The organism is Rhizobium sp. FY34 (assembly GCF_005222845.1).
Taxonomy (GTDB): Bacteria; Pseudomonadota; Alphaproteobacteria; order Rhizobiales; family Rhizobiaceae; genus Neorhizobium.
The window spans coordinates 200,117-224,033 of sequence record NZ_STFZ01000005.1 but is presented as its reverse complement, the minus strand read 5'-3'; the positions used below and the strand labels follow the sequence as shown (position 1 = coordinate 224,033).

18 protein-coding genes are annotated in these 23,917 nt (G+C 59.7%); 9 read left to right on the top strand and 9 right to left on the bottom strand.

The window, feature by feature from the left end:
* Positions 1 to 11 precede the first annotated feature (11 nt).
* Positions 12 to 815, bottom strand: a complete 804-nt coding sequence (locus E8M77_RS02995) for a class I SAM-dependent methyltransferase (RefSeq protein ID WP_137129117.1) — start codon at positions 813 to 815, stop codon at positions 12 to 14.
* A gap of 144 nt (positions 816 to 959) precedes the next feature.
* Between E8M77_RS02995 and E8M77_RS02990 the strand changes: the two genes are divergently transcribed.
* The 4 genes from E8M77_RS02990 (at position 960) to E8M77_RS02975 (ending at position 5,104) form a co-directional block, all read left to right on the top strand.
* Positions 960 to 2,066 carry an ABC transporter substrate-binding protein gene (locus tag E8M77_RS02990; protein ID WP_137129192.1) on the top strand — a complete coding sequence of 369 codons (1,107 nt, stop codon included), beginning with the start codon at positions 960 to 962 and terminating at the stop codon, positions 2,064 to 2,066.
* 91 nt (positions 2,067 to 2,157) lie between these two features.
* The gene (locus tag E8M77_RS02985; RefSeq protein ID WP_137129116.1) at positions 2,158 to 3,291 is read left to right on the top strand and encodes an ABC transporter substrate-binding protein; all 1,134 of its coding nucleotides are present in this window, start codon (positions 2,158 to 2,160) and stop codon (positions 3,289 to 3,291) included.
* Positions 3,291 to 4,358: an iron ABC transporter permease gene (locus tag E8M77_RS02980; RefSeq protein ID WP_137129115.1), complete on the top strand. Its 1,068-nt coding sequence runs from the start codon at positions 3,291 to 3,293 to the stop codon at positions 4,356 to 4,358. The genes E8M77_RS02985 and E8M77_RS02980 overlap by 1 nt, the downstream gene beginning before the upstream one ends.
* Entirely contained in the window at positions 4,352 to 5,104 is a 753-nt protein-coding gene (locus tag E8M77_RS02975) for an ABC transporter ATP-binding protein (protein WP_137129114.1), read from the top strand. Before E8M77_RS02980 ends, E8M77_RS02975 begins: the two co-directional genes overlap by 7 nt.
* Before the next feature lie 25 nt (positions 5,105 to 5,129).
* On the opposite strand, the gene E8M77_RS02970 is transcribed toward E8M77_RS02975, so the two are convergent.
* A complete protein-coding gene (locus E8M77_RS02970) occupies positions 5,130 to 6,023 on the bottom strand; it encodes a helix-turn-helix domain-containing protein (RefSeq protein WP_170975720.1) in 894 nt (297 codons plus the stop codon).
* Positions 6,024 to 6,212: 189 nt separating this feature from the next.
* On the opposite strand from E8M77_RS02970, the gene E8M77_RS02965 reads away from it, so the two are divergent.
* The 4 genes from E8M77_RS02965 to E8M77_RS02950 all read left to right on the top strand — a co-directional run bounded on the left by E8M77_RS02965 (position 6,213) and on the right by E8M77_RS02950 (position 12,446).
* A complete protein-coding gene (locus tag E8M77_RS02965) occupies positions 6,213 to 7,658 on the top strand; it encodes an aldehyde dehydrogenase family protein (RefSeq protein WP_137129191.1) in 1,446 nt (481 codons plus the stop codon).
* A gap of 71 nt (positions 7,659 to 7,729) precedes the next feature.
* Entirely contained in the window at positions 7,730 to 9,178 is a 1,449-nt protein-coding gene (locus tag E8M77_RS02960; RefSeq protein ID WP_137129112.1) for an aldehyde dehydrogenase, read from the top strand.
* Positions 9,179 to 9,421: 243 nt separating this feature from the next.
* Positions 9,422 to 10,993 (top strand): Re/Si-specific NAD(P)(+) transhydrogenase subunit alpha, encoded by a 1,572-nt coding sequence (locus E8M77_RS02955; protein ID WP_137129111.1) that lies wholly within the window; start codon positions 9,422 to 9,424, stop codon positions 10,991 to 10,993.
* A gap of 19 nt (positions 10,994 to 11,012) precedes the next feature.
* Positions 11,013 to 12,446: an NAD(P)(+) transhydrogenase (Re/Si-specific) subunit beta gene (locus E8M77_RS02950; RefSeq protein WP_137129110.1), complete on the top strand. Its 1,434-nt coding sequence runs from the start codon at positions 11,013 to 11,015 to the stop codon at positions 12,444 to 12,446.
* Between the two features lie 141 nt (positions 12,447 to 12,587).
* Here the strand turns inward: E8M77_RS02950 and E8M77_RS02945 are convergent, their stop codons facing one another.
* The 7 genes from E8M77_RS02945 to E8M77_RS02915 form a co-directional block, all read right to left on the bottom strand.
* Positions 12,588 to 13,052, bottom strand: a complete 465-nt coding sequence (locus E8M77_RS02945) for a cyclic nucleotide-binding domain-containing protein (protein WP_137129109.1) — start codon at positions 13,050 to 13,052, stop codon at positions 12,588 to 12,590.
* A 35-nt stretch (positions 13,053 to 13,087) separates the two neighbouring features.
* Entirely contained in the window at positions 13,088 to 15,799 is a 2,712-nt protein-coding gene (locus E8M77_RS02940) for an ABC transporter ATP-binding protein (protein WP_137129190.1), read from the bottom strand.
* Between the two features lie 199 nt (positions 15,800 to 15,998).
* Positions 15,999 to 17,351 (bottom strand): adenylate/guanylate cyclase domain-containing protein, encoded by a 1,353-nt coding sequence (locus E8M77_RS02935; RefSeq protein ID WP_137129108.1) that lies wholly within the window; start codon positions 17,349 to 17,351, stop codon positions 15,999 to 16,001.
* Positions 17,352 to 17,522: 171 nt separating this feature from the next.
* Positions 17,523 to 18,677 (bottom strand): DUF3095 domain-containing protein, encoded by a 1,155-nt coding sequence (locus E8M77_RS02930; protein WP_137129107.1) that lies wholly within the window; start codon positions 18,675 to 18,677, stop codon positions 17,523 to 17,525.
* A gap of 50 nt (positions 18,678 to 18,727) precedes the next feature.
* Complete coding sequence (locus E8M77_RS02925; RefSeq protein WP_137129106.1) at positions 18,728 to 20,446, bottom strand: adenylate/guanylate cyclase domain-containing protein; 1,719 nt, start codon at positions 20,444 to 20,446, stop codon at positions 18,728 to 18,730.
* A 143-nt stretch (positions 20,447 to 20,589) separates the two neighbouring features.
* Positions 20,590 to 21,420, bottom strand: a complete 831-nt coding sequence (locus tag E8M77_RS02920; RefSeq protein WP_137129105.1) for an MBL fold metallo-hydrolase — start codon at positions 21,418 to 21,420, stop codon at positions 20,590 to 20,592.
* Between the two features lie 135 nt (positions 21,421 to 21,555).
* Positions 21,556 to 22,482, bottom strand: coding sequence for a helix-turn-helix domain-containing protein (locus E8M77_RS02915; protein WP_137129104.1), 927 nt, complete (start codon positions 22,480 to 22,482; stop codon positions 21,556 to 21,558).
* Between the two features lie 162 nt (positions 22,483 to 22,644).
* Here E8M77_RS02915 and E8M77_RS02910 point away from each other — a divergent pair, with 162 nt between their 5' ends.
* Positions 22,645 to 23,877 (top strand): extracellular solute-binding protein, encoded by a 1,233-nt coding sequence (locus E8M77_RS02910; protein WP_137129103.1) that lies wholly within the window; start codon positions 22,645 to 22,647, stop codon positions 23,875 to 23,877.
* Positions 23,878 to 23,917 lie beyond the last annotated feature (40 nt).

Genomic DNA, 23,917 nt, shown 5'->3' with positions numbered 1-23,917 from the left:
GCGTCAGGCGATTATTTCACCGCGCAGATGGCATAGCGGTGCTGGGTTGCCCGCTCCAACCCCTTCAGGAAGCCGAAATTCTTCTTCTGCGCCTTATGGATCGCCCGCATGTTGGTATCGACCGTGACCGACGAGAAACCAGCTTCCTTCAAAAGTGCCATGACCGCTTCGGCGCGTGCCCCTTTTGAAAAATAGACACGTGACAAGATGCTGCGATGCGTATCGGTCAGGTTGGCTGCCGGTCCATGATGCGGTCGCTTGGCGCCGATGCCGAAGCTTTGGGCCAGAGACGCAAGCCGGTTGGCAATGCGCGACACCAGGCTCGGATTGACGAAATCACCATCGACGATCAGCAACCTGCCGCCCGGTTTCAACACGCGGTACCATTCCAGGAAGGCGGTCTTCGGATCGACCAGCGTCCAGACCAGGTGCCGGTTGGTGATGACATCATAGACAGCATCCGGCTCCAGCGTGTTTTCTGCGTCTCCCATGAAGAAGCGAATGCTGCGCCCCCGCGCCTTGGCCTTTTCCCGCGCTCGCTCCAGCATGGGTTCCGCCCAGTCCATGCCGGTGACGGAAAAGCCGAGATCATCGAGAAGATGCGACACCACGCCGGTACCCGATGCCAGGTCCAGCGCCTTGCGACCCTCACCGGCGCCCAGATGTCGCGCAATCAGCGCATGCCAGGCGGCTCGCTCGTCCTCGGAAAAAATCTCGTGGCCCGGCTGGCTGTCGAAGGTTTCGGCGCGCGCCGACCAATAGGCCTTGATCTCGTCTCTCAAGTTGTAATTCGTCTGAGTTGCCAACTGCTGCATGAGTAAGGTCCGTACTCTACTATCTACTTGGAATTCTTCTAAAAGATAATTCTTGACGATGAAAGTCATAAAAACATAGATGCCGCTACAAACAATCTAATGGAGGCAAACGTGTTCAACGTTTCTGGGGTGGCTACCGCTGCCATGCTTTCGCTCGCCCTGATGGCGGGTGTGGCCGATGCGGGCGAAAAGATCAAGGTGACGGATATCACCGGCCGTGAGGTCGAAGTGAGCGTACCTGTCGAACGCGTGATTCTGGGCGAGGGGCGCCAGATCTATTTCACTGCTGCCCTCGACACCGAAGAACCCTTCAAGCGGGTTGTCGGCTGGCGCGACGATTTCAAGAAGGCCGATCTCGACGGCTGGAATATCTATCTGAAGAAATTTCCGCAGATGGACAAGATCCCGACCTTTGGCGGTATGAAGGATGGCACGTTCGACGTCGAGCAGGCCGTGACGCTGAAGCCCGATGTCATCATCATGAACATCGACGCCAAGTCTGCGACGGAAGAAAGCGGCTATATCGAGAAGCTTTCCAAGGTTGGTATTCCGCTGGTCTACGTCGATTTTCGTGAGAAATCGATGGAAAACACCGATCCGTCGATGCGCCTGATCGGCAAGCTCTTTGGCAAGGAAGCCAAGGCCGATGAATTCGTGAAGTTCCATGATGCGCAGATCGCCCGCGTCACGGACACGATCGCCAAGGCAAAGGATCTGAAGAAGCCTCTCGTGTTCATGGAACGCGCCGGTGGCTATAGCGACGATTGCTGCATGTCCTTCGGCAATGAGAATTTCGGCAAGATGGTCGAAATGGCAGGTGGTGTGAACCTGGCTGCAAAAATCATTCCCGGCACGTTCGGCACGGTCAATCCCGAGCAGATCATTGCCTCCAATCCTGATCAGGTCATCGTCACCGGCGCCAACTGGGAGCTTTATGTTCCGGGTGGCAACTGGGTCGGCGTCGGTCCCGGTGCAGACAAGGAACTGGCCAAGAAGAAGCTTGCCAATCTGATGAAGCGCCCGGCCTTCACGGATATCAAGGCGGTCAAGGATGGCAATGTCCATGCGGTCTGGCACCAGTTCTACAATAATCCGTACCAGTTCGTCGCCATCCAGCAGATTGCCAAGTGGCTGCATCCGGACCTGTTCAAGGATCTCGATCCGGAAGCCACGTTCCAGGAACTGCACACGCGCTTCCTGCCGGTGGACTACAAGACCGGCTACTTCGTGTCGCTGAACGGCAAGCAGTAATGAGTGAGCACCCGGCAGGCTGGTCCTGCCGGGTTCCGTCCTATGTGCCTTGGTCTCGCGCCGGCGCATCGTTGAAAAGGGGAGATCCGACATGATCTTCAAATTTGTCCGGGCGCTCGTCGCCCTTTTGCCGTTTTTCGCTGGTCCGGCCTTCGCCGCTCGGCTGACCGATGTTGCCGGTCGCACTGTCGAGCTTGACCTGCCGGCCAAGCGCGTCATCGTCGGCGAAGCCCGCCAGATCCATGTGATCGCCGCCCTTAAAGGCGCGCAGACCTTCGACACGATTGTCGGCTGGCGCGACGACCTGGTGAAAAAGGATCCGGACAGCTACGCGGCCTATGTCGAGCGTTTTCCCGATATCGCCAAGCTTCCCCAGTTCGGTTACGTGCCGCAGGGCAATTTCGATCTCGAAACGGCCATTACGCTTTACCCTGACGTGATCACGCTCAATCTGGAATCGGCCAAGGTTGCCAAGGAAAGCGGCTTTGAGGAAAAGGCCGCGAGCGCCGGCATCAAGGTTGTCTATCTGGATTTCCGCATCGATCCCGACAAGAACACCGAAAAATCCATCGATATTCTCGGCCAACTGTTCGGTGCCAGTGACAAGGCAGAGGAATTCAAGGCCTATCGCCGCGCGCAGATCGCCCGTGTGACGGATCGTCTGGCCGGTATCCGCGACCTGAAACGGCCGAATGTCTTCATCGAGCGTTCGCCCGGAATTTCCGGCGAAAACAATTGCTGCCGCACCTTCGGTCCCTATAATTTCGGCGCCATGGTCGATCTGGCTGGCGGCAACAACATCGCCAATGGCATCATCACCACCACGTTCGGCGATCTCAATCCCGAACAGCTGGTTGTCTCCGATCCGGATCATGTCATCGTCACCGGCTCCAACTGGGCCGCAGAATCCGACATCAACCAGTTCGTCTCCGTCGGTCGTGGCGCAGATATGCAGGCGGCCCGCACGCGGTTGGCAGCCCTGATGACGCGCACGCCTTTTCCAGAACTCAAGGCCGTCAAGCAAGGCCATGTGCATGCGGTGTGGCACCAGTTCTATGGCGCGCCTTACGAGTTCATTCCGATCCAGCAATTTGCCAAATGGTTTCACCCGGACCTGTTTGCCGATCTTGACCCGGACCAGACCTTCCGGGACTTCCACGACAAGTTCCTGCCGGTCACCTACAGGCCGGGTTACTTCGTCACGGCTGAGAAAGGCACAAACTGATGGCCATAGCTTTTCAGGAGCAGACGGTGGTGGAAGGGCGCGGACAGTACCGCGCCCTTGCGGCGCGTCGCATTCTCATTCTCTGCTGTCTGGCTATAGCGCTGGCATTCAGCGTGGCTGTCGATATCGGACTTGGCCCGGCACGCTATAGCCTCAGCGAAGTGCTGTCGGCGATTTTCACGCCGGGCAGCGTTTCCAACCAGTTGCGCGTTGTCGTCTGGGATATCCGCATGCCGATCGCACTGATGGCCGTCACCGTGGGTGCCTGCCTGTCGCTTGCCGGTGCGCAGATGCAGACCATTCTGGCCAATCCGCTGGCAAGCCCGTTTACGCTCGGCATTTCCGCTGCCGCCGGCTTTGGCGCGGCGCTGGCGCTGGTGGCGGGCGTGTCCGTCTTTCCGGCCGCCGTTCAATATATGGTGCCGATCAATGCCTTCCTGATGGCAATGCTTGCCTCGCTGTTCATCTATGGCGTTTCCACGCTGCGCGGCGTCACGGTGGAAACCATTGTTCTGCTTGGCATTGCGCTGGTGTTCACCTTCAATGCGCTCCTGTCGCTGCTGCAATATCTGGCCTCAGAACAGGCGCTGGCGGCCGTCGTGTTCTGGACCATGGGAAGCCTTACCAAGGCGACATGGGGCAAGGTTGCCGTGACCTTTGCCATTCTTGTTCTCTGCGTACCGCTGTTTGCCCGTCGCGCCTGGGCGCTGACGGCGCTGCGGCTCGGTGATGACAAGGCTGCAAGTCTTGGCGTCAATGTGCGGGGTCTGCGCCTGGAAACCATGATGCTGGTCAGCCTGCTGGCCGCCATTCCAGTGTCCTTTGTCGGCACGATCGGCTTTGTCGGTCTGGTCGGCCCGCATATTGCCCGCATGGTGGTGGGCGAGGACCAGCGTTTCTTCCTGCCCGGCTCGGTCATCTGCGGCGCGCTGCTGCTGTCGGCCACCTCGGTCGTGTCGAAGATGCTCATTCCCGGCGCTATCCTGCCGATCGGCGTCATCACGGCCCTGGTTGGTGTTCCCTTCTTCTTCTCGCTGATCTTCACCAATCGGAGGCGCGCATGGTAGCCCTGAAGCTCGACGATATCAGCGCCCGCTATGGCCGCACCACCGTGTTTGAGGATATCTCGACCGACTGGCTGCGCGGCGGCGAGTTGACGGCGCTGATCGGCCCGAACGCAGCCGGCAAATCCACGCTGTTCAAGCGCATTGCCGGCCTGCTCAAGGGCAAGGGCGTTGTCACGGTGGAGGATGTACGCGAAGGCCACCGGCCGATCTGCTATATGCCGCAGGATACCGGCGCCAATGCCGTTCTGACCGTTTACGAATCGATTCTGCTGGCGGCTAAGCAGGGCACCGGCTGGCGGGTGGCGGAAGACGATCTTTCCGAAATCGACCGGCTGCTGGCAGCCCTTCATATCTCGGATCTGGCCTTCCGCGATCTCGGCGCCCTGTCGGGTGGCCAGCGACAGCTTGTGGCGATTGCCCAGGCGCTGGTGCGCAAGCCGGAAGTGCTGCTGATGGATGAGCCAACTTCGGCGCTCGACCTGTTTCGCCAGATCGAGGTGCTGCAGTTCATGAAGCGCATTGCCGCTGACGAGGGGATGGCGGTTCTGATTGCCCTGCACGACCTCAATCATGCGCTGCGTTATTGCACCAATACGATGGTGATTGCCGGCGGACGGCTGCTGGCCAGCGGCCCGACGCTGGACGTGGTCACGCCCGCCATGCTGCGCGATGTCTACCGCGTCGATGCACGCATCGAAAACTGCACGCAAGGTCGCCCGCTGGTGATCGTCGATGGAACCGCCTGATCACGAGGGTCGTGGTCGGGAGTGATCACGGCCATTCGTGATAGTCGAAGCGGGCATCGCTGGCGCTTCGATCGGATGTCTTGCGCATGAGGGCACGATACTGCGCCGGCGCATAGCCGGTGCGGCGTTTGACGAAGCGGCTGAAATGCGCCGGATCCTTGAAGTTCAGGCTGTCGGAAATCGCCTGAACCGAGAGGCTCGACCGTTCCAGATAATGCCGCGCCTCGCGCGCCAGCCTGTCATGCACCAGATCGAGCGGCGGGCGCCCCAGATGGCGCGTGGAAATGGCATGCAGGCGGTCGGCCGTCACACCCAGTTCATCGGCATAAAAGGTGATGGGCCGGTGGCGGCGAAACTGTGCCTCCACCAGTTGCCGGAATTTTTGCAACACGGAGACGCCATCGCCGCTGGCGACGACATCCTGGTCCAGCGCGCCGGCAAGCCGCCAGGCGGCAAGCAGGATCAGCCGCAGATGGGCAGCGATCGCCATCATCGCGCCCGCAGACTGGGTACGGATTTCACCCACCAGGGCATCGAATGCCCGGTCCAGCAACCGTTGCTGGTCAGGTTCGAGATCCGTGAGATGTATCACTCCAGACAATATGCCACGGATGGCCGGAGCTTCGGGAAAATCTCCGAGTGCTGCGGCGATTTCATCATCGGATGCGCCGAGCAGATAGGCCCGGCTGCCCGCCTCCAGCGTCAGGCGCGCCGGGTTGGTGCGCGGCAGAATGAGAAGGGCCGGTGCCGTCACCGTCTGCGTCTCGTCGCGACCTGTCGATTGCAGGCGCCCGGAGACCAGGAAAATCAGGTGATTGGCCTCAAGATCCGAAGCTGATCCGCTGAAAATGACACGGCGCTGCAGGGCGGGTTCGAGTTTTTCGCCCCGCATGAACTGGTTCTTCTGTGCTGTCTGCATCCCATCACCTGACCAAACCGTGATAGTGCCTACCATATAATGATAAGTTTGCGCCGGAAAAATGCATTCCTCTCCTCTGGCGAACAGGTAGGGTGCGTCAGCCTTTGGGAGGAGGCATCATTTATGTCCGAAGCTCTGAAACGTAGCGGCACACGCGCCGCACCGGTGACGACAGAAGCGGGCTGCCACATGGCAGACCTTCTGATCGCCGGCAAGTCCGTGGCCTCTGCCACCGGACAGCGTTTCTTGCGTGCCAATCCTTGTTCCGGCACGATCGTAACGAGTGCTGCTGCTGCCGGCGAAGAGGATGTGGAGGCCGCCGCCTGTGCCGCCGCTGCCGTCTTTCCGCACTGGTCGCGCACCACGCCGCAGCAGCGAAAGACAATCCTCGAAAAGGCCGCCGACCTTTTGAGCGCGCGGGCCGATGACCTTGCCGCCGTCATGCTGGTCGAGACCGGTGCCACGAGCCAATGGTGTCATTTCAATGTCGAGCTTGCCGTTCGCGTGCTGCGCGAGGCCGCCGATTGCGCAGGCGATGTCTCTCCCCCCGACATGGCGACGCTTGGTCTTGGCGGCGGATCTGTCGCCATTCGCCAGCCGGCCGGCGTGTGCCTGGCGATTGCGCCGTGGAACGCGCCCATCCTTCTGGCCGTGCGGTCATTTGCCTATGCTATTGCCTGGGGCAATACCGTCATCCTTAAATCATCCGAACTCTGCCCGGCCACCCAGCGCCTGCTGGGCGATGTGATGGCTGATGCTGGCCTGCCAGCGGGTGTCTTGAACATTCTGTCCAATGCGCCGGAAGATGCTCGCAGGATCGTTGAGGCGCTGATTGCCCATCCGGTGGTCCGCCGCGTCAATTTCACCGGCTCGACGCGGGTCGGGCGGATGATTGCGGAGATGGCTGCCCGTCATCTGAAGCGCTGCCTGCTGGAGCTTGGCGGCAAGGCGCCGCTGATCGTGCTGGCCGATGCCGATCTGGACGAGGCGGCCGATGCTGCCGTGTTCGGCGCTTTTTTCAATCAGGGCCAGATCTGCATGTCGACAGAGCGGATCATCGTCGAGGATGCCGTTGCAGACGCATTCCTTGCACGCATGATCGAGCGGGCGCGGCCGCTGAAATCTGGCGATCCATCCATCGGCCATATGCCGCTCGGCGCGCTGATTTCTACCGATGCCGGGCGTCGTCTCACCACCCTGATCGAGGATGCCGTGACCAGAGGTGCGGTTCTGCGCATCGGCGGCGCTGCCTATGGTGCGATGATGGATGCAACGATTGTCGATGGCGTGACGAGTTCCATGCGGCTCTACCGCGAGGAAAGCTTCGGGCCGATTGCCGCCATCCTGCGCGTGGCTGATGCCGAAGAGGCCGTGACGGTTGCCAATGATTGCGACTATGGCCTCTCCGGCGCGGTTTTCAGCCGCGATCTCGAGCGGGCGCTCGACATCGCCTTGCGGGTCGAAACCGGCATCATGCACATCAATGGCGCAACCGTCGCCGATGAACCCGCCATGCCGTTTGGCGGTGTGAAGGCGTCCGGCTACGGGCGCTTTGGCGGCGCCTCGGCCATAGACGAGTTTACGGAATTGCGCTGGATCACCAGGGCAGCGGGTGGGAAAACCTACCCGATATGACCTTCAACACGACCATCTGCGCCGGCGGATGGTCACCATTCAGACAACAGCAGCAAGAAGAGGAAGAGGACATGTTCGAAATCCAGCAGATCATCGGGGGCAAGCATGTCGGAGCGATTTCCGGCAAGACGTTTGACCGCATCGATCCCTTTACCGGCAAAGTGGCAAGCCGCGCGCCCGCCTCTGGTCTTGAGGATGTCAAGGCAGCCGTTGCTGCCGCACAGGCCGCCTTTCCGGCCTGGTCTAGCACTGGCCCCGGACAGCGCCGCACGCTGCTCCTGAAGGCAGCCGACATCATGGAAACCAAGGCTGGCCAGTTCACCGAGCTGATGATCGCCGAAACCGGCGGCACGGCGCCCTGGGCAGGGTTCAACACCATGCTGGCCGCCGGCGTGCTGCGCGAAGCTGCATCCATGACCACGCAGATCCAGGGCGAAGTCATTCCCTCCAACAAGCCCGGCACGATCTCCATGGCGCTCCGCCAGGCAGCCGGCGTCTGCCTCGGTATCGCGCCGTGGAACGCACCGGTCATTCTGGGTACCCGTGCCATCGCCATGGCCATTGCCTGCGGCAATACCGTCATCCTGAAGGCGTCTGAAGCCTGCCCCGGCATGCATGTGCTGATCGGCGAGGTTCTGGTGGAAGCCGGCCTGCCGGAAGGCGTGATCAATGTCATCACCAATGCGCCGGAAGATGCAGCCGAGATCGTTGCAGCCTTGATCGCAGCCCCTGAAGTGCGTCGCGTCAACTTTACCGGTTCCACCAAGGTTGGCCGCATCATCGGCGAACTTTCGGGGCGTCACCTGAAGCCGGCTCTGTTGGAACTGGGCGGCAAGGCACCGTTGATCGTGCTGGAAGATGCCGACATCGATGCTGCCGTGAATGCTGCTGTCTTCGGTTGCTACATGAACATGGGCCAGATTTGCATGTCGACGGAACGCCTCATCGTGCATGAAGCCGTTGCCGATGAATTCGTCGCCAAGCTTTCGGCCCGTGCTGCAGCGCTTCCGGCCGGCGATCCGCGTGGTCACGTCGTGCTCGGCTCGCTCGTCAATCCGGAAGCCGCCGTCAAGATGCAGGCCTTCATCGATGACGCCGTATCCAAGGGCGCAACGCTTGCGGCTGGCGGCAAGATCGACGGAAGCGTTGTTTCCGCAACGCTGCTCGATCATGTCAAGGAAGGCATGCGCTCGTTTGACGAGGAAAGCTTCGGTCCGGTCAAGCCGGTCATTCGCGTCAAGGATGCGGAAGAGGCGATCCGCATCGCTAATGATACCGAATACGGTCTCTCCTCGGCTATCTTCAGCCGTGATGTAAAGCGCGCCATGGATCTTGCCGCGCGTCTGGAATCCGGCATTTGCCATATCAACGGCCCGACTTTGGCCGACGAAGCCCAGATGCCCTTCGGCGGCGTGAAGAGCTCCGGCTATGGCCGTTTCGGCGGCAAGGCAGCCATTGCCGAGTTTACCGACCTGCGCTGGGTGACGATCGAAGACCCGAACCAGCACTATCCGTTCTGATCGGTTCTGATTTCAATCGATAATATGGACGGCGGAGGTGAAAAGCTCCGCCGTCTTTTCAGTAAGCGTACCGAAATGGCGCCTCATGAGGTGGTCAACCACCGGCGCCGGGTGCTAATCGCCTAACCCGGAGGCGATTTTTCCCATGTGGCGGATGAACAGGGCTAGAGTGTAAGCCTGCGGATACCGCGCATGAAGAAATCCGGATGAAGCATGAAGCTCATTGGTTAGTGGGGTAGAGGAATGAAGGTCGGTTCACCGAAGGAAATATATCTGGGCGAGGCGCGCGTGGCGCTGACGCCGGATAGTGCGGTTCAACTGCAAAAGCTCGGACATACCTGTCTGTTGGAAGCGGGCGCCGGCAAGGCAGCGGGATTTTCCGACGATGCCTATCGTGCCGTCGGCGTGGATGTGGTGGAGACGGCAGCAGCGCTTTATGAAGGCGCCGATGTGATTGCTAAGGTGCGCCCGCCGGAAGCGGGCGAAATCGCTAGGCTTTCGCCGGACAAGACGCTTATTTCCTTCTTCTATCCGGCGCAGAACAAGGACCTTCTGGACCAGGCCGCGAGCACTGGTGCCAGCGTCATTGCCATGGACATGGTGCCGCGCATTTCGCGCGCCCAGAAGATGGACGCGCTGTCATCCATGGCCAATATCGCCGGCTACCGGGCGGTGATCGAGGCCGGCAGCAATTTCGGCCGCTTCTTCACCGGTCAGGTGACGGCTGCCGGCAAGGTGCCGCCCGCCAAGGTTCTGGTAATTGGCGCTGGCGTTGCAGGTCTTGCGGCCATCGGTACGGCCACCTCGCTCGGTGCGATCACCTATGCCTTCGACGTGCGCCCGGAAGTGTCCGAGCAGATCGAGAGCATGGGTGCGCAGTTCGTTTATCTCGAATTCGAAGCTGCCCAGGATGGTGCGGCAACCGGTGGCTATGCGGCGCCCTCTTCGCCGGAATTCCGCGAAAAGCAGCTCGCCAAGTTCCGCGAACTGGCGCCGGATATCGACATCGTCATTACCACGGCCCTCATTCCCGGCCGTGATGCGCCGAAACTCTGGCTAGCCGATATGGTGGCTGCCATGAAGCCGGGCTCCGTCGTCGTCGATCTGGCAGCCGAACGCGGCGGCAATTGCGACCTGACCGTTCCCGACCAGAAGGTCACCTCGGACAATGGTGTTACCATTGTCGGCTATACGGATTTTCCAAGCCGCATGGCGGCGCAGGCCTCGACGCTCTATGCGACGAATATCCGCCACATGATGACGGACCTGACGCCGAAGAAGGACGGTGTCGTCGTCCATAATATGGAAGACGACGTCATTCGCGGCGCGACCGTTACCTTCGAGGGCACGGTCAGCTATCCCCCGCCGCCGCCCAAGGTGCAGGCGATTGCGGCTGCCAAGCCCAAGGAAAAGGTGAAGGAACTGACGCCGCAGGAAAAGCGCGCCCAGGAAACCGCGGCCTTCAAGACGCAGACTCGCAACCAGGTGGGGCTTTTGGCCATCGGCACGCTGTTGTTGCTGCTGGTCGGCTCCGTTGCGCCGGCAAGCTTCATGAGCCACTTTATCGTCTTCGTTCTGGCCTGCTTCATCGGCTTCCAGGTCATCTGGAATGTCAGCCATTCGCTGCACACGCCGCTGATGGCCGTCACCAATGCCGTCTCCGGCATCGTCATCCTCGGCGCTCTGCTGCAGATCGGGTCGGGCAACTGGCTGGTGGTCATTCTGGCCGCGCTGTCGGTGCTGATCGCGACGATCAACATCGTCGGCGGCTTCCTCGTGACACGGCGCATGCTCGCCATGTTCCAGAAGTCTTGAGGCGGGAAGGAATAACACCATGACACTTGGTATCGTATCGGCAGCCTATGTGGCTGCAGCCGTTCTCTTCATCCTGTCGCTGGGCGGACTGTCGGGCCAGGAAAGCGCCAAGCGCGCCGTCTTGTACGGCATTGCCGGCATGGCGCTTGCCGTTCTCGCCACCGTTTTGAGCCCGGATGTCGGCCACGGCTTCATTATTCTGGTGATGATCGCCGGCGGCTCTGTCATCGGCTACTATGTCGCTGCCCGCGTGCAGATGACGGAAATGCCGCAGCTGGTGGCGGCCCTGCATTCCTTCGTTGGCCTTGCCGCCGTCTTCATCGGCTTCAACACCCATATCGAAGCCTGGCGCATCGCCGGCATGGACGAGGCCACCCGCTCGACGCTCTCCGGTTTTGCGGCGATCCTGGCCCACAAGACGCCGGTGGAACTGGCGATCATGAAGGTCGAGGTCTTCCTCGGCGTCTTCATCGGCGCCGTCACCTTCACCGGCTCGATCATCGCCTTCGGCAAGCTTGCTGGCAAGGTGGATGGCAAGGCGAAGAAACTGCCGGGCGGGCATCTGCTGAATGCCGGTGCCGCAGCGCTCAGCATTATCCTTCTGGTGGCCTATGCCAATGGCGCCGGCGCCTGGGCGCTGGTCCTGATGACGCTTCTCGCCTTCTTCATCGGCTATCACCTGATTATGGGCATTGGCGGCGCAGACATGCCCGTGGTCGTCTCCATGCTCAACAGCTATTCCGGCTGGGCAGCCGCTGCCATCGGCTTCACGTTGGGAAATGATCTGCTGATCGTGACCGGCGCGCTGGTCGGCTCGTCCGGGGCAATCCTTTCCTACATCATGTGCAAGGCGATGAACCGCTCGTTTATCTCGGTCATTCTCGGCGGCTTTGGCGGCACAACGGGGCCTGCCATGGAGATTTCCGGCGAACAGATCGCCATCGATGCCGATGGTGTTGCAAATGCACTCAACGATGCAGACAGCGTCGTTATCGTTCCCGGCTATGGCATGGCGGTGGCGCAAGCCCAGCAGGCGGTATCCGAACTCACCCGCAAGCTGCGTTCTGCCGGCAAGGAGGTGCGCTTTGCCATCCATCCGGTCGCCGGACGCCTGCCCGGCCACATGAATGTGCTGCTGGCCGAAGCCAAGGTGCCCTATGATATCGTTCTGGAAATGGACGAGATCAACGAGGATTTCCCCAAGACCGACGTGGTGATCGTCATCGGTTCCAATGACATCGTCAATCCGGCGGCGCAGGAAGATCCCAATTCGCCGATTGCCGGCATGCCGGTTCTGGAAGTGTGGAAGGCAAAGCAGGTGTTCGTCTCCAAGCGCGGGCAGGGAACCGGCTATTCCGGTATCGAGAACCCGCTGTTCTTCAAGGACAACACACGCATGTTCTATGGCGATGCCAAGAAATCGGTGAGCGAGCTTCTGCCGCTCATCAAGTAAGCTCAGACGTCGGGCTGGGTCCGCCGCCTTTTGCCCGACCGATGGAAACGCCGCGCACGGTTCTCGTGCGCGGCGTTTTACGTTCTGCATTCAGAAACAGGATGCACTTTATGCCCGAATGTCCATGGCCTGCCGTGTGCATCAGGAGTTGACGCGCTGCTCCCTGCTGCGGGCTGCCGTCAGTTCGCTGGTCGTATGATTCAGGCGGTTGGCAAGCACCCGCATGATTTCCACGGCCATGTCGGGGAAATCATTCATCAGGTCAAGGAAGCTTTCCTTGCTGATCTTGAGCAGTTCAAGCTGTGACGTTGCCCGCACCGTTGCCGTGCGCGACATATCGCAAAGAATGGCGATCTCGCCGACAATGGAGTTTTTCTCGAGTTCTGCAACCTTGATTTCACCGGATTCGGAACTCACCACGATATCTGCGGTGCCCGACAGGATGACATAGGCAGCATCCCCCGTATCGCCCTGGCTGAAGAGGTTCTGTCCCTCGCGACAGCTCATCCGCTCGGAAGCAAAGGCCAATAGCTTGAGCTTTGCCGGAGCAATGCGGGAGAAAAGCGGCACACGCCGCAACATTTCAACCTCGTCCTTCAATAGCATCAGCGTGGTACCCCCTATAGGCTTCAAACAGGATATTACGACAGGAGCTGCTTGAACATCCCGTTTGTGGTCGCAAGCTCTTCGAATCGGCCGCTTTCGACAAGGTTTCCATTATCGAACACTAGAATCCTGTCGAACAATTCGCTGACATGCGCATTGGGCAGTACCCAGATGATGGCAGGCCTTTGCCCGTCCTTGTGCAGGTCCTGCATGACATGTGTCACGATCAAATCCTGCGCACGCTGATCGAGTGCCGAAAGCGGCCGGTTGAAGATGAAGTAATCGGAGCGCTTCAACAGGGCGCGTGCCAGGTTGAGTTTCTGGCGCTGTACATTGGTGAGGCGTCGTCCCTGCGAGCCGACCTCGAAATCCAGACCGATGGAGAGAACATGGTCTTCCAGCCCCAGTTCGGCAAACACGCTGCGGGTAATGGCACGGATGCGCTCCGTGGTATCGACTTCCTGAAGCGAGAGACGGCCAAACAGGACATTGTCCATCAGCGATGTTGATGCGGTGAACCGCTGCGCATCGTGGCGTTCAATCGCCGCAGACAGATCCGCTGGAATATTGGCGTAGAATTGCCGGCGCGCCTCGACGATTTCGTCCATCAGCTTCTGTGTCAGAAGGCCGAAGCGATGGCGCGGCTCGATATAGGAAAAGCTGAGGCGAATGATGGCGCTGCGCTCGCTGGCCGATGCCTTGTCGATGGTCGTGCCCTGCAGTTTTTGCAGGAGGTTTTCGTAAGCCGGAATATCATCGGCGCTCATGAAGGTCAGCTGCTGGAAAAAGGGATGGTCTGGTGGCAGGTCGCGGAACAATTCGACCGCGTTTTCGGCAATTTCCAGACCCATCTCGTAAAGATGGGCGCCAAGACCGGTTTCGCTGATAATCCTGCGGAAGTAAGGATGGGTCGCCAATATCTGCGGATTCATCGGCTTTTTCATCGTGCCGAATAGCAGGTTTTCACCAACCGTCGCCTGGCGATTATAGGCATCGGCCTCGAAGGGGGCGACGATGTGGCCGAGGTCTTCTTCGCTGAGGCGGCGGCGAAGTGCCTGCCGCACCTCCACGATACGATCGGTCAGAGTCTGGTGGGCATCCGTATCCACCTGCGACCGCAAGGCCAGATCGAAAATGTCCTGCGATATGGTCACGGCATCCAGCACAGGGCGGATCACCTTCAAGAGATCATCCGGCCCGCTTGCGCCAGCAGACCCGTAGTCGATCCAGTCGCTGTTGAGGTCGAGCGCGGGATTTCCTGAGCGGAGCGCTTCCAGAAGCTTGCGCTTGAACTTGCGCTGATCTTCGCCCTGGTACTGCGCCTGGGTCAGGGGCGCGTGCTTCAGCCCGTAGAGAAGATTATCCCGCAGGCTGCCAGAGAAGAAATAGGTGTCGGAGGCGACGAAGGATATCCGCCTGCCCGTGACTGATTCCGGGATATCGAGCAGATCCTTGCCGCCAATCGTGATCCGGCCGGCTTCCGGCCAGAGGATACGGCCCAGTGCTTCGGCTAGGGCCTCGCCCCCGCTACCGTTCTGCCCCAGAATGGCCACCGTTTCATCGGGCTGGACATCCAGCGAGGTACGGTGCAGCAGCCGCGCGCCACTGTCATCGCTCAGCACGAGATTGGTGATGACCAAAGCTTCCGACAGGCGTGGCACGGGGTCTGTGACGACGCTGTGCACATGAGGCGCGACAAGCCCTTCCACGTCGAACTGTTCCACGACCTGCGCATATTTGATCTGCACGTCCTGGCGAGCCTGATCCCAGTCGATCAACTCCTTGAGAGGGCCGGGCAGATCCTTGTAGGCGGCGATGACAGCCACCAGCTGGCCGATGTCGAGACGTCCCTGCAGCGCCAGATAGCCACCGATGGCATAGAACAGAAATGGAGTGACCTGGGCGAGGAAGTTGTTGATGAATTTCACCATGAACTTCCATTGATACAGGTCGTAGCGGATCTGGAAGATGATGCCGAGCCGCGAGGCGATGTCGGCCCGCTCCAGGTTGGTCGTGTCATGGCCATGAATGGTGTGAATGCCATCGACGATCTCGCTCACCCGGCCGGAGAGCTGTCGCGCTGTCAGCTGGCGCTCGCGCCCCAGTTCCAGAAGCCTGCGTCGCATGCGTGGAATGATGACGGCCTGCACGCAGACGATGGATGCGGCAATCATGCCGAGCCAGAAATTCTGGATGACGATGAAGACCAGCGCTGTCAGCGCTTGTCCGCCCAGAAGCGCCGGCTGGACGAAGGCATCGCCGGTAAAGCCGCCGAGCGGTTCTACCTCGTCCTTGATCATTGTTGCGATTTCGGCGGATTTGACGCGCTTGAACTGTACGGGCGGAAAACGCAGCACACGATCGACCAGTTCGAAGCGGATGCGCCGCAGCATGCGTTCGCCGAGGCGACCCTTGTAGGTGTTGATGTAGAATTTGAACAAGCCGTTGAGCACGACGAGACCGAGGAAAACGGTGCTCAGCGCCATCAGCATCTCGACGCGGTTCAGCTCAAAGCCGGAAAACAAGTCGATAGGACCGATGAAGGGCAGGTTGAAGGCAATGGCGAAAAAGCGCTGCGTTGCCTCAGCAGTCTCGAAGCCCTCTCCCTGGATGGGCCCGTTGACGATCCGCTTGGGCAGGTCGAAGGAGAGGAAGTAGGGAACCATCGAGGCTGCGACGATCAGGAGAATCCAGATCTGCTGCTTGTAGGTATTGGACCAGATGTACCGCGTCAGGCCTTTTTCCATCTTCACCTACACTGAGCGCCTGTCGAATGCAGTTTGCCTGACGCCGGAAGGCTTTTCGGCCATAATCTGCCTGATCTCTCCAGCGAGTATCTTTGTATTGGCAAGATTTGGCAATGTGCAGGGACGGTTGAACCCCCGTCTTTATACAGGAGAGCGAGGGAGAGAACGCAATTGCCGGCCCGCGCTGGGTGTTGCCAGTTCACGGCATAAACTTGCTCAGCATGGGCCGGGGACCGGACTTCGGATCGATCTCGACGGCATCGCGGTGAAGCAGGATCAGCCGCTCGGCTTCCGACAGCGCATGCCGGCGCAAATCTGCCACCACTTCGTCCACTCGCTCTCCCGCTTCCAGAGGCATGGGCTCGAGAACCGTCACCTTCTGGCGCACGCCGCGCAGCTTTTCCTGGCCGAGCGTCGTCCAGTCTCCGCCGCAATAATTGGCAAAGGCTTGGGTGGCGATCACTTCGCGATCATATTTCTTGCTGAGCGATTGCAGGCGAGACACCTCGTTGACCGCTGATCCGAAAGCCGAAAAGGTCAGGCGTTCCTGCAAGCCCACATTGCCGAACATGACATTGCCGACATGCAGGCCGATACCATAATGGATGACGGCCTTATGTTTTTTTCGCCGCTCGGTGTTGAGATGGGCAACCCGGATCTGCGCCTGGCGGACAGCGGAAATGGCAGCCTGGCAGGCTTGCTGCGATGGTTCGCGGTGGCGGTCGCACGGGTAGACGGCCAGAAACCCATCGCCCATGAAACTGAGGATCTGCCCGCCATTGCGATTGAATGGCGTGGCAATCGCATCGAAGAAATCGTTCAGCGTATCGATATAGGTCTGGCGGCCCTCTCTTTCGGCTAGCATGGTGGAGTGGCGCATATCGCCCATCACTAGTGCCGCGCGGATGGTTTCGCCGTCGCCGCGGCGGATCTGGCCGTTCAAAACCCGCTTTCCGGCGTCGCCGCCAAGATAGGTGGTCAGCATATTGTTGGCGAGCTTGTCGAGAACCGCCATTTTTGCCGCGACCGCCAGATGGTTCTGGATACGCAGAAGCGCGCCGATCGTCTCGTCATCGAAACCGTCCTTGGCATCCGTGGACCAGGAACCCATCATTCCTTGCACCGATTGGTCGCCAAACGGCTGCATGAAGCTGATATAATCTGTGATGCCCTCGCGACGCAGATCCTCGAAGACCGGGAACTCGACAGGACCTTCGGCCGGAATGCGCCGGCGCATATAATCCAGGTTGGAGCTGAGCAGTTTGTAATAGGGGCTTTTCAGGAATATGTCCGGATTACCCGCATCGTAACGATAGCCTTCCACGGTCAGGCCGTCTGCCGCGCGCCACGTGAAGCCCAGGGCATCATAAAGGGGGTGGAGCATGGCAAATGAAAGATGCACCCGAGCGATGGGAAGACCGGCGGCGGCAATACGATCACAAAAGCCGCGCACGATATCTTCCAGCGAACGGCCTGACAGAGCCGCGCGCGTCAGCCAATCGGCGACCTTGTCCATGAAAAGCGCGGAAACCGTTCCAGTATTCGTCGTCATGGGTGTACCTGTTCGATAGAGGCGCCCGCTCGCTGCAACACTCGGATGCGGTTGTCGGCGTCTGGTATCGCTTTAGATCGGTGCGGTATGATCCGCAAACAATGGCATGGATTAGGATTTTCGCCTATTGGGTGCAGGTGTCGAAAACGAGAGACACATTTGCCACAGGCGTCAGGATGAGTGTTTGTGCGATAGCTGGCTGGCGGCCAGAGCATAGCCGCCATGCGCGCCATCGATGAAATGCATGTGGTCGCGTGTCATCGGGCTCAGGACCAGGCAGGTAACCAAAGCGCTATCCTGCCGGTGCAGGCCGTAATGGCACACGCCAGCAGCTTCAGCCTGCAAAAGCAGGGCCTCAATGCGCAGGCGGTGGGCCTCGTCAACATCGACCGTCATCTTCAGCCCGTCATCGAACTTGCGGAAATCGGAGTTTGCCGCCACGTCGCGCGTATAGCTGCGCGGATCAAAACGCCCAAGCGTGATGTTCAGTCTGTGCAGCACATAGGTGAGAAACACCTGAAGACCAATCGATAACCACGGGATGACGCGACCGGCAGATGCCGGGGTCGCCGCCACCTCTGCAGCAATCCCTTCTCTGGAAAAGGCAAGCCGTGGTCCTTGTTCGGGAACCGGGTGACCGGCCCGGTTCTGTTCGGCCGTGATCGAGATGATCTCCGACACTAGGCGGCGGAAGGCTTGCATGTTGTCCGGGGAGGTCGGCTTGGCGATGATCGAGACGATCTCGCCATTTTGCGCCAGGATCGGGCTCCAGCGGCAGGAAAGGCCGGTAAGATCGGGCGGGGACAGACTTTTCCGATCGATGGCGTAGCGGCCGGCTTTCATCTGCTGCTCGGCCCAGCTTGCGCCGCCGCCATTGAACATGGCGTAGGAGGCGTGCGGGCTTGCGGCAAAGCGGGCTATGGAAACCTCCAGCCCTTGCGCCCGGACATCATCCACCGGAACAAGCGCGATGCGAAGCTCTAGACCAAGTTCGCCAGCTGTCCATTTACGCACATCGCTCAAGGCTTGCGCGGCATTGTTTGCATGGGCAGCGGGAAGGGCCACCATGGCGCCATCACCACCGAATATGAAGGGGTAATCCTGCGTGCCGACCGCATTGAGAACCGCCGAGATGACGGCGGCGCCGGCCATGTTGACGGCTTTGTAGTGACCGGCGGCGATGGCCTTGGTTGAGCCGATGACATCGGCCACCGCCAGCACCCAGCCCCCCGGCAGGGGCATGTAGTTGCGCGTATCCGCCACCCCTTCGAACTGGGTGAAGACGGGGAGCGACTGGTAAAACGGATCATGGCCTTTGGCACGCATGCGCCAGTCCTAACATTGTAAATCGATCGGTCCTAGGCTTGTTTGACCCGTTATGCGGGCACGGCCTCTGTTGCAAGGTTCAGCGTGGCCGTGGCGGCTTCGTCGAAGATATAGACCTGAAGCATTTCGCTGCGACCACGAATGGCGATATCGCGCGCGTTTGACGCCGACGTGTCGAGACCCGAAAGGCGCGCCACCGGCGCGGAGATGACCAGCGTTGCATCGAAATCCTTGGCAACCGTTTCAAGCCGGCTTGCGACATTGACCGTATCGCCGACAGCCGTCAGGTTTCGTGCTGCACCATAGCCGAGCGTTCCAACGACGGCGGGGCCGGTATGGATGCCGATGGCGATGCGCAGCGGCGTGGAAAGCTCCTTGGCCAACTGCCGGTTCAACTCGTCTATGCCGGCAAGGATGCGCGCTGCCGCCTGCAAGGCCTGCCGACAGGCATCTTCGGTCGAGCCGGAAATACCGAACAGGGCCATGGCGCCATCGCCGATGAACTTGTCCATCCGGCCGCCACTTTCCTCGACGGCACGGCCTATGACGCCGAAATAGCGGTTGAGCAGAAAGACGATATCGAAGGGCAGGCGCGTTTCGGTCAGCGTGGTGAAATTGCGCAAATCGCAAAACAGCACGGCAATTTCTCGTTCGCGTCCGGGCACGGCCTCGTAATTGCTCGGATCGACATCGGTTTCCGGCATGGCAACAAGAAGCGGCACCAGCATCACATTCGCCTTTGGCCGCAGCTGGCAGGCAAGCCGCACGCCGGGTCCGGCATTGATGCGGGTCAGGGTGCGCTGTTCCAGCGGTTCGGCGGCCGGCAGCGTCTCCTCGCCCTCAATCACCTGCACACGACAGGTCGAGCATCGGCCCTTGCCACCGCAGGCCGAGTAATGGGGCTTGCCCGCCATCCGGCTTGCTTCGAGCACGGTAAAGCCGCGCGGCACGCTGATGGCTTCGCCATTCGGATAGCGGATGGTGATGAGATGCGCACGCTCCTTCATCCATCGCAGGATACGCAGGAAAAAAACGATAGCGACCGCCAGACCAAAGGCGGAATAGGCGCAGATCTGGATGATCCGCAAGGTATGCGTGGCCTCGGCGGTCAGTGTCGTCGGATCATAATTTCCGCCCGGATAGCCACTGAGCAGGAAGGTTGGGCTGGCGATGGTGCGGCCCATTTGTGCAAAGCCGAGCAGCGACAGGATGGGTAGCAGGATGGCAAGCGGCAGAAGCCACGAGGTGAGTCCCTGATACCATGGCCGATAGCGCAGCCAGAAATGAATGCCGATACAGCCATGTGCCCATAGGATTACGATGGCGATCGACTGGCGCAGGCCGTCGCTGGGTGATTTCGTCCACATGATGTGGACGATGTTTTCGTAATTGCTGCGAAACGCAAATAGGCCGGAAGCAATGCGCGTGCCGATGATGTGGTCAATGATGAGAAGCGGAACGGCCAGGCCCAGGATGATCTGCGCGGCTTCCGATTTCGGCATCACGAGGCTTCGGCGCTTGTAGATGGAGCGCAGGGTCAGCCCGATATGGACGAGGAACGACCCGTAAAGCAGTACCGTACCCACCGGGTTATGCCAGATGAACGGCAGCCAGCGGCGCGCCTCGTCGGCAGCGCTGACGGAGATCAGCCCGAAGGCATGATTGCTCAGATGGGTGATCATGAAGAGGAAGATCACCAGACCGGAAACAAGGCGGGCGCGCCGGATGCGGCGCTCGGAAAAAATGCGGTCTTTGACGTCAGCCGCCATGGATGTAGAGCCTCGCAGCCTGTTCCTCGGCTTCAGTGAATGGCAGTTTTGATTTGCGGTGTAAATCACCGTTCCGGCATATGGTGCCAGTCCCTGGGCTCTGGCTCATCACGTTTCGCGGATCGACCAGATCCTTGCAGCTTTTAGATGTCGAGCAACATGCCGTCGCGCGCTGCTAGCGTGGCCGGAAATTCTTCCTGTGCCAGCCGCTCGATCAGCGCCATCTCGGCATCGGTGCGCGAGGGGGCGTGGTGGAACAGCATCAGCTTCTTCGTCTTCGCCTGCTTGGCCAGCTTCACGCCCTGTTCCCAGGTGGAATGGCCAAAGCCCCGATAGCGGTCCATTTCCGATTCCGTGAAGGCCGAATCGTAGATGGCAAGATCGGCATCCGCCATCAGTTCGAGTGCGGTTGGATCGAGAATGCCCGGCTGGTGTTCGATATCAAACACAAGCGCCACCGCCTTGGCCCCCCATTCGATGCGGTAGCCGATGCAGCCGCCGGGATGATTGAGGGTGAAGGTGCGAATGGAAATGCCGGGACGTGGCGACAGCACGTCTCCGGCGCGAAAATCACGGAAGTTGAGCGAGGCCTTGCAGATGTCGAGCTTCACCGGAAAATAAGGCGGGCTGACGAATTGCTTGATCATTTCCGCCGTCGTCATGATGCCGGCCATATGGCCGGACCAGACATTCACGACGATGGAGGGGCTATAAAGCGGTCTGAAGAAGGGCAGGCCGATGATGTGGTCATAATGGCAATGCGAGAAGAACACATCGATTTGGCGGGTCTCGTCCGCCAGCATATCAAGCCCTGCCTCGCGAATGCCGGAACCGGCATCGAAGATCAGCTTGTAGTCGCCGCACCGCACCTCGACGCATGGGGTGTTGCCGCCATATTTGAGAAAGTCCTGGCCGGCCACGGGAATGCTGCCCCTGGCTCCCCAGATCTTCACCTGAAATCGATCACAGTCCATTTTGCATCATGAGCTTCCCCGGATAGCGGCACTCTATCCAGCAATGATTAGCGTTCGGCTAGCGAATTGCCTTTTTCCAAGGAATGCAAGGCCTGCTGCCAGGAAATACGGTTTAATCGCAGAAACTTCATCGGTTCATGCCGCAGCTGCGCTTGCGGGACGCATGCGCCGGCGATATTGCACCGGCTTTTCCTTGAAGCGCTTCTGAAAGGCGTCATAGAAGGTGGAAAGCGAACCGAAGCCGGATTCGTAAGCCACCTCGGTGATCGGTAGATCGGTGGCGATCAACAAGGATTGCGCGGTATCCAGCCGGTGGCGCACGATCGCCTGGTTGATCGTCATGCCAACGGCCTTGCGAAACAATGTCATGGCATAGTTGGGATGCAGACCGGCCGCACGGCCCACATCGTCGGCCGAGATCTGTGTCAGCGCCCCTTCACCGATGAAGCGCAGCATCTTTTCCACATGCACCACCCAGTCGGCGTCGCGCTTGCCATTGCTGATAAGGGCTGCCCCCTGTTGCCGCAGATCCCGCCAGCCTTCGCGCTCGATGCGCATGACGCGCGCCGTCAGTTCCGCGCGCACGATTTCGGCAGCTTCCGGATCGCCGGACAGAAGCTCCTCGCGCCAGCGCTGGAACACCTCGCGGTCCCAGCCGCGAATGTCGAGCGCTTCGATGACGGCGCCGCGAAACACCGCATCGCGGAAACGGCTGAGACTGGCAAAGCCGAGAAACACCGACATCGGAACGTAAAGGCAGATGAACTGCGTACCTTCGTCTCTATCTATCACCTGGTGCGGGATCATGCCCCAGAACAGGCAGAGCCGGTCCTCATCCACCGTCAGTTCGCGCCCATCGAACCAGTAGGTCATCTTGCCTTTCAGGACGAAGTTCAGCTCGATCTGGCTGTGCATATGCGGGCCGGCCATACGCTGCACTTCCATGATCTTGCCCGCACAGAATTGGTGATCGCCGAACACGACAAGCGGATGCGCCGGGTCGTGATGCGGGTGAACGGGCGTTGCACCCAGATGATTGATGGCCAAGGAACGGTGAGCCAAATGCAATCCCCTATCGAAGCTTAGGATACCGGAATTTTCTTATGGAAATGCGGAGGAAAGTTGCGGCTTTCTCCATCACTGTCAAGCGGCGTTTGCGGGAGAGGCGGGCGCAGTGCACCGATCTTCAATGCAGGATCGCAATGGCTATTTTGGGAGGAAGCTATGAAGTCTCTGAAATATCTGACTGGCCTTGGCCTTGTCTATGCTCTGACGCTTGGGTCCGCCGCAGCCGGCGAACTGGTTATCAATTCCGACCAGTCCGATCCGGCGCCGAAAAAGGCCATGGAACAGCTGATCGCTGATTTCCAAAAGGCCAATCCGGATATCAAGGTCAAATGGAACAATTTTGACCATGAAGGCTACAAATCCGCCATCCGCAACTTCCTGACGGCGGACGCTCCGGATGTCGTGTCCTGGTATTCCGGCAACCGCATGGCGCCCTTCGTCAAGGCCGGCTTGTTTGAAGACGTGAGCGACCTGTGGGCCCAGGGTGATCTCAACAATCAGCTGAAGTCCGCCACCAAATCGATGGAAATCGACGGCAAGAAGTGGGGCATCCCTTACTCGACCTATCAATGGGGTATCTACTACCGCAAGGACATCTTTGCCGAGAAGAACATCACCCCGCCGAAGACCTGGGCGGAACTGCTCGCTGCCTGCGAAAAGTTGAAGGCTGCCGGCATAACGCCGTTTACCATCGGCACCAAGGCCCTGTGGCCGACCGGTGGCTGGTTCGATTATCTGAACCTGCGCGTCAACGGCTATGAGTTTCACATGGACCTGACAGCGGGCAAGGTTCCCTACACCGATCCACGCGTGAAGGCCGTGTTTGAAAAGTGGGGCGAGCTTGTCAAGCCGGGCTATTTCAACGCCAACCACGCCGCCATCGACTGGCAGGATGCAGTGCCGCAGATGGTGCAGGGCAAGGCTGCCATGTATCTGATGGGCAATTTCGCGGTTGCCACGATGAAGGACGGCGGCCTGAAGGAAGAGCAGATCGGTTTCCTGCAATTCCCGACGATTACCCCCGGCATTCCGATGGCGGAAGACGCGCCGACCGAATCCTTCCACATCCCCTCCGGCGCCAAGAACAAGGCGGATGCCCGCAAGTTCCTGGCCTATCTGGCCCTACCGGAAACGCAGACCAAGATGAATGCGACGCTTGGCCAGTTGCCGATCAACAACAAGGCAACCAAGTCCAACGATCCGTTCCTGGCGGCAGGTTTTGAAATGCTGTCCAATGCCTATGCGCTCGCTCAGTTCTATGACCGTGATGCACCGGCCGATATGGCAAAGGCCGGCATGGAAAGCTTCCAGGAATTCATGGTCAAGCCAGACAAGCTCGATGCCATTCTTGCGCGCCTCGATAAGGTCCAGGCTCGCGTCTACAAATAACCCATCCTCCCAGTGCCGGGTGCCGTGTCTCCAATCAGGA

What these genes read in the sequence shown, in the direction of transcription:
- E8M77_RS02925 (WP_137129106.1), bottom strand. Translation starts at nt 20,446, where the DNA reads ATGGCGGCTGACGTCAAAGACCGCATTTTTTCCGAGCGCCGCATCCGG.
- E8M77_RS02970 (WP_170975720.1), bottom strand. Translation starts at nt 6,023, where the DNA reads ATGCAGACAGCACAGAAGAACCAGTTCATGCGGGGCGAAAAACTCGAA.
- E8M77_RS02965 (WP_137129191.1), top strand. Translation starts at nt 6,213, where the DNA reads ATGGCAGACCTTCTGATCGCCGGCAAGTCCGTGGCCTCTGCCACCGGA.
- E8M77_RS02920 (WP_137129105.1), bottom strand. Translation starts at nt 21,420, where the DNA reads ATGGACTGTGATCGATTTCAGGTGAAGATCTGGGGAGCCAGGGGCAGC.
- E8M77_RS02975 (WP_137129114.1), top strand. Translation starts at nt 4,352, where the DNA reads ATGGTAGCCCTGAAGCTCGACGATATCAGCGCCCGCTATGGCCGCACC.
- E8M77_RS02990 (WP_137129192.1), top strand. Translation starts at nt 960, where the DNA reads ATGCTTTCGCTCGCCCTGATGGCGGGTGTGGCCGATGCGGGCGAAAAG.
- E8M77_RS02980 (WP_137129115.1), top strand. Translation starts at nt 3,291, where the DNA reads ATGGCCATAGCTTTTCAGGAGCAGACGGTGGTGGAAGGGCGCGGACAG.
- E8M77_RS02950 (WP_137129110.1), top strand. Translation starts at nt 11,013, where the DNA reads ATGACACTTGGTATCGTATCGGCAGCCTATGTGGCTGCAGCCGTTCTC.
- E8M77_RS02945 (WP_137129109.1), bottom strand. Translation starts at nt 13,052, where the DNA reads ATGCTATTGAAGGACGAGGTTGAAATGTTGCGGCGTGTGCCGCTTTTC.
- E8M77_RS02910 (WP_137129103.1), top strand. Translation starts at nt 22,645, where the DNA reads ATGAAGTCTCTGAAATATCTGACTGGCCTTGGCCTTGTCTATGCTCTG.
- E8M77_RS02940 (WP_137129190.1), bottom strand. Translation starts at nt 15,799, where the DNA reads ATGGAAAAAGGCCTGACGCGGTACATCTGGTCCAATACCTACAAGCAG.
- E8M77_RS02960 (WP_137129112.1), top strand. Translation starts at nt 7,730, where the DNA reads ATGTTCGAAATCCAGCAGATCATCGGGGGCAAGCATGTCGGAGCGATT.
- E8M77_RS02985 (WP_137129116.1), top strand. Translation starts at nt 2,158, where the DNA reads ATGATCTTCAAATTTGTCCGGGCGCTCGTCGCCCTTTTGCCGTTTTTC.
- E8M77_RS02995 (WP_137129117.1), bottom strand. Translation starts at nt 815, where the DNA reads ATGCAGCAGTTGGCAACTCAGACGAATTACAACTTGAGAGACGAGATC.
- E8M77_RS02930 (WP_137129107.1), bottom strand. Translation starts at nt 18,677, where the DNA reads ATGCGTGCCAAAGGCCATGATCCGTTTTACCAGTCGCTCCCCGTCTTC.
- E8M77_RS02935 (WP_137129108.1), bottom strand. Translation starts at nt 17,351, where the DNA reads ATGACGACGAATACTGGAACGGTTTCCGCGCTTTTCATGGACAAGGTC.
- E8M77_RS02955 (WP_137129111.1), top strand. Translation starts at nt 9,422, where the DNA reads ATGAAGGTCGGTTCACCGAAGGAAATATATCTGGGCGAGGCGCGCGTG.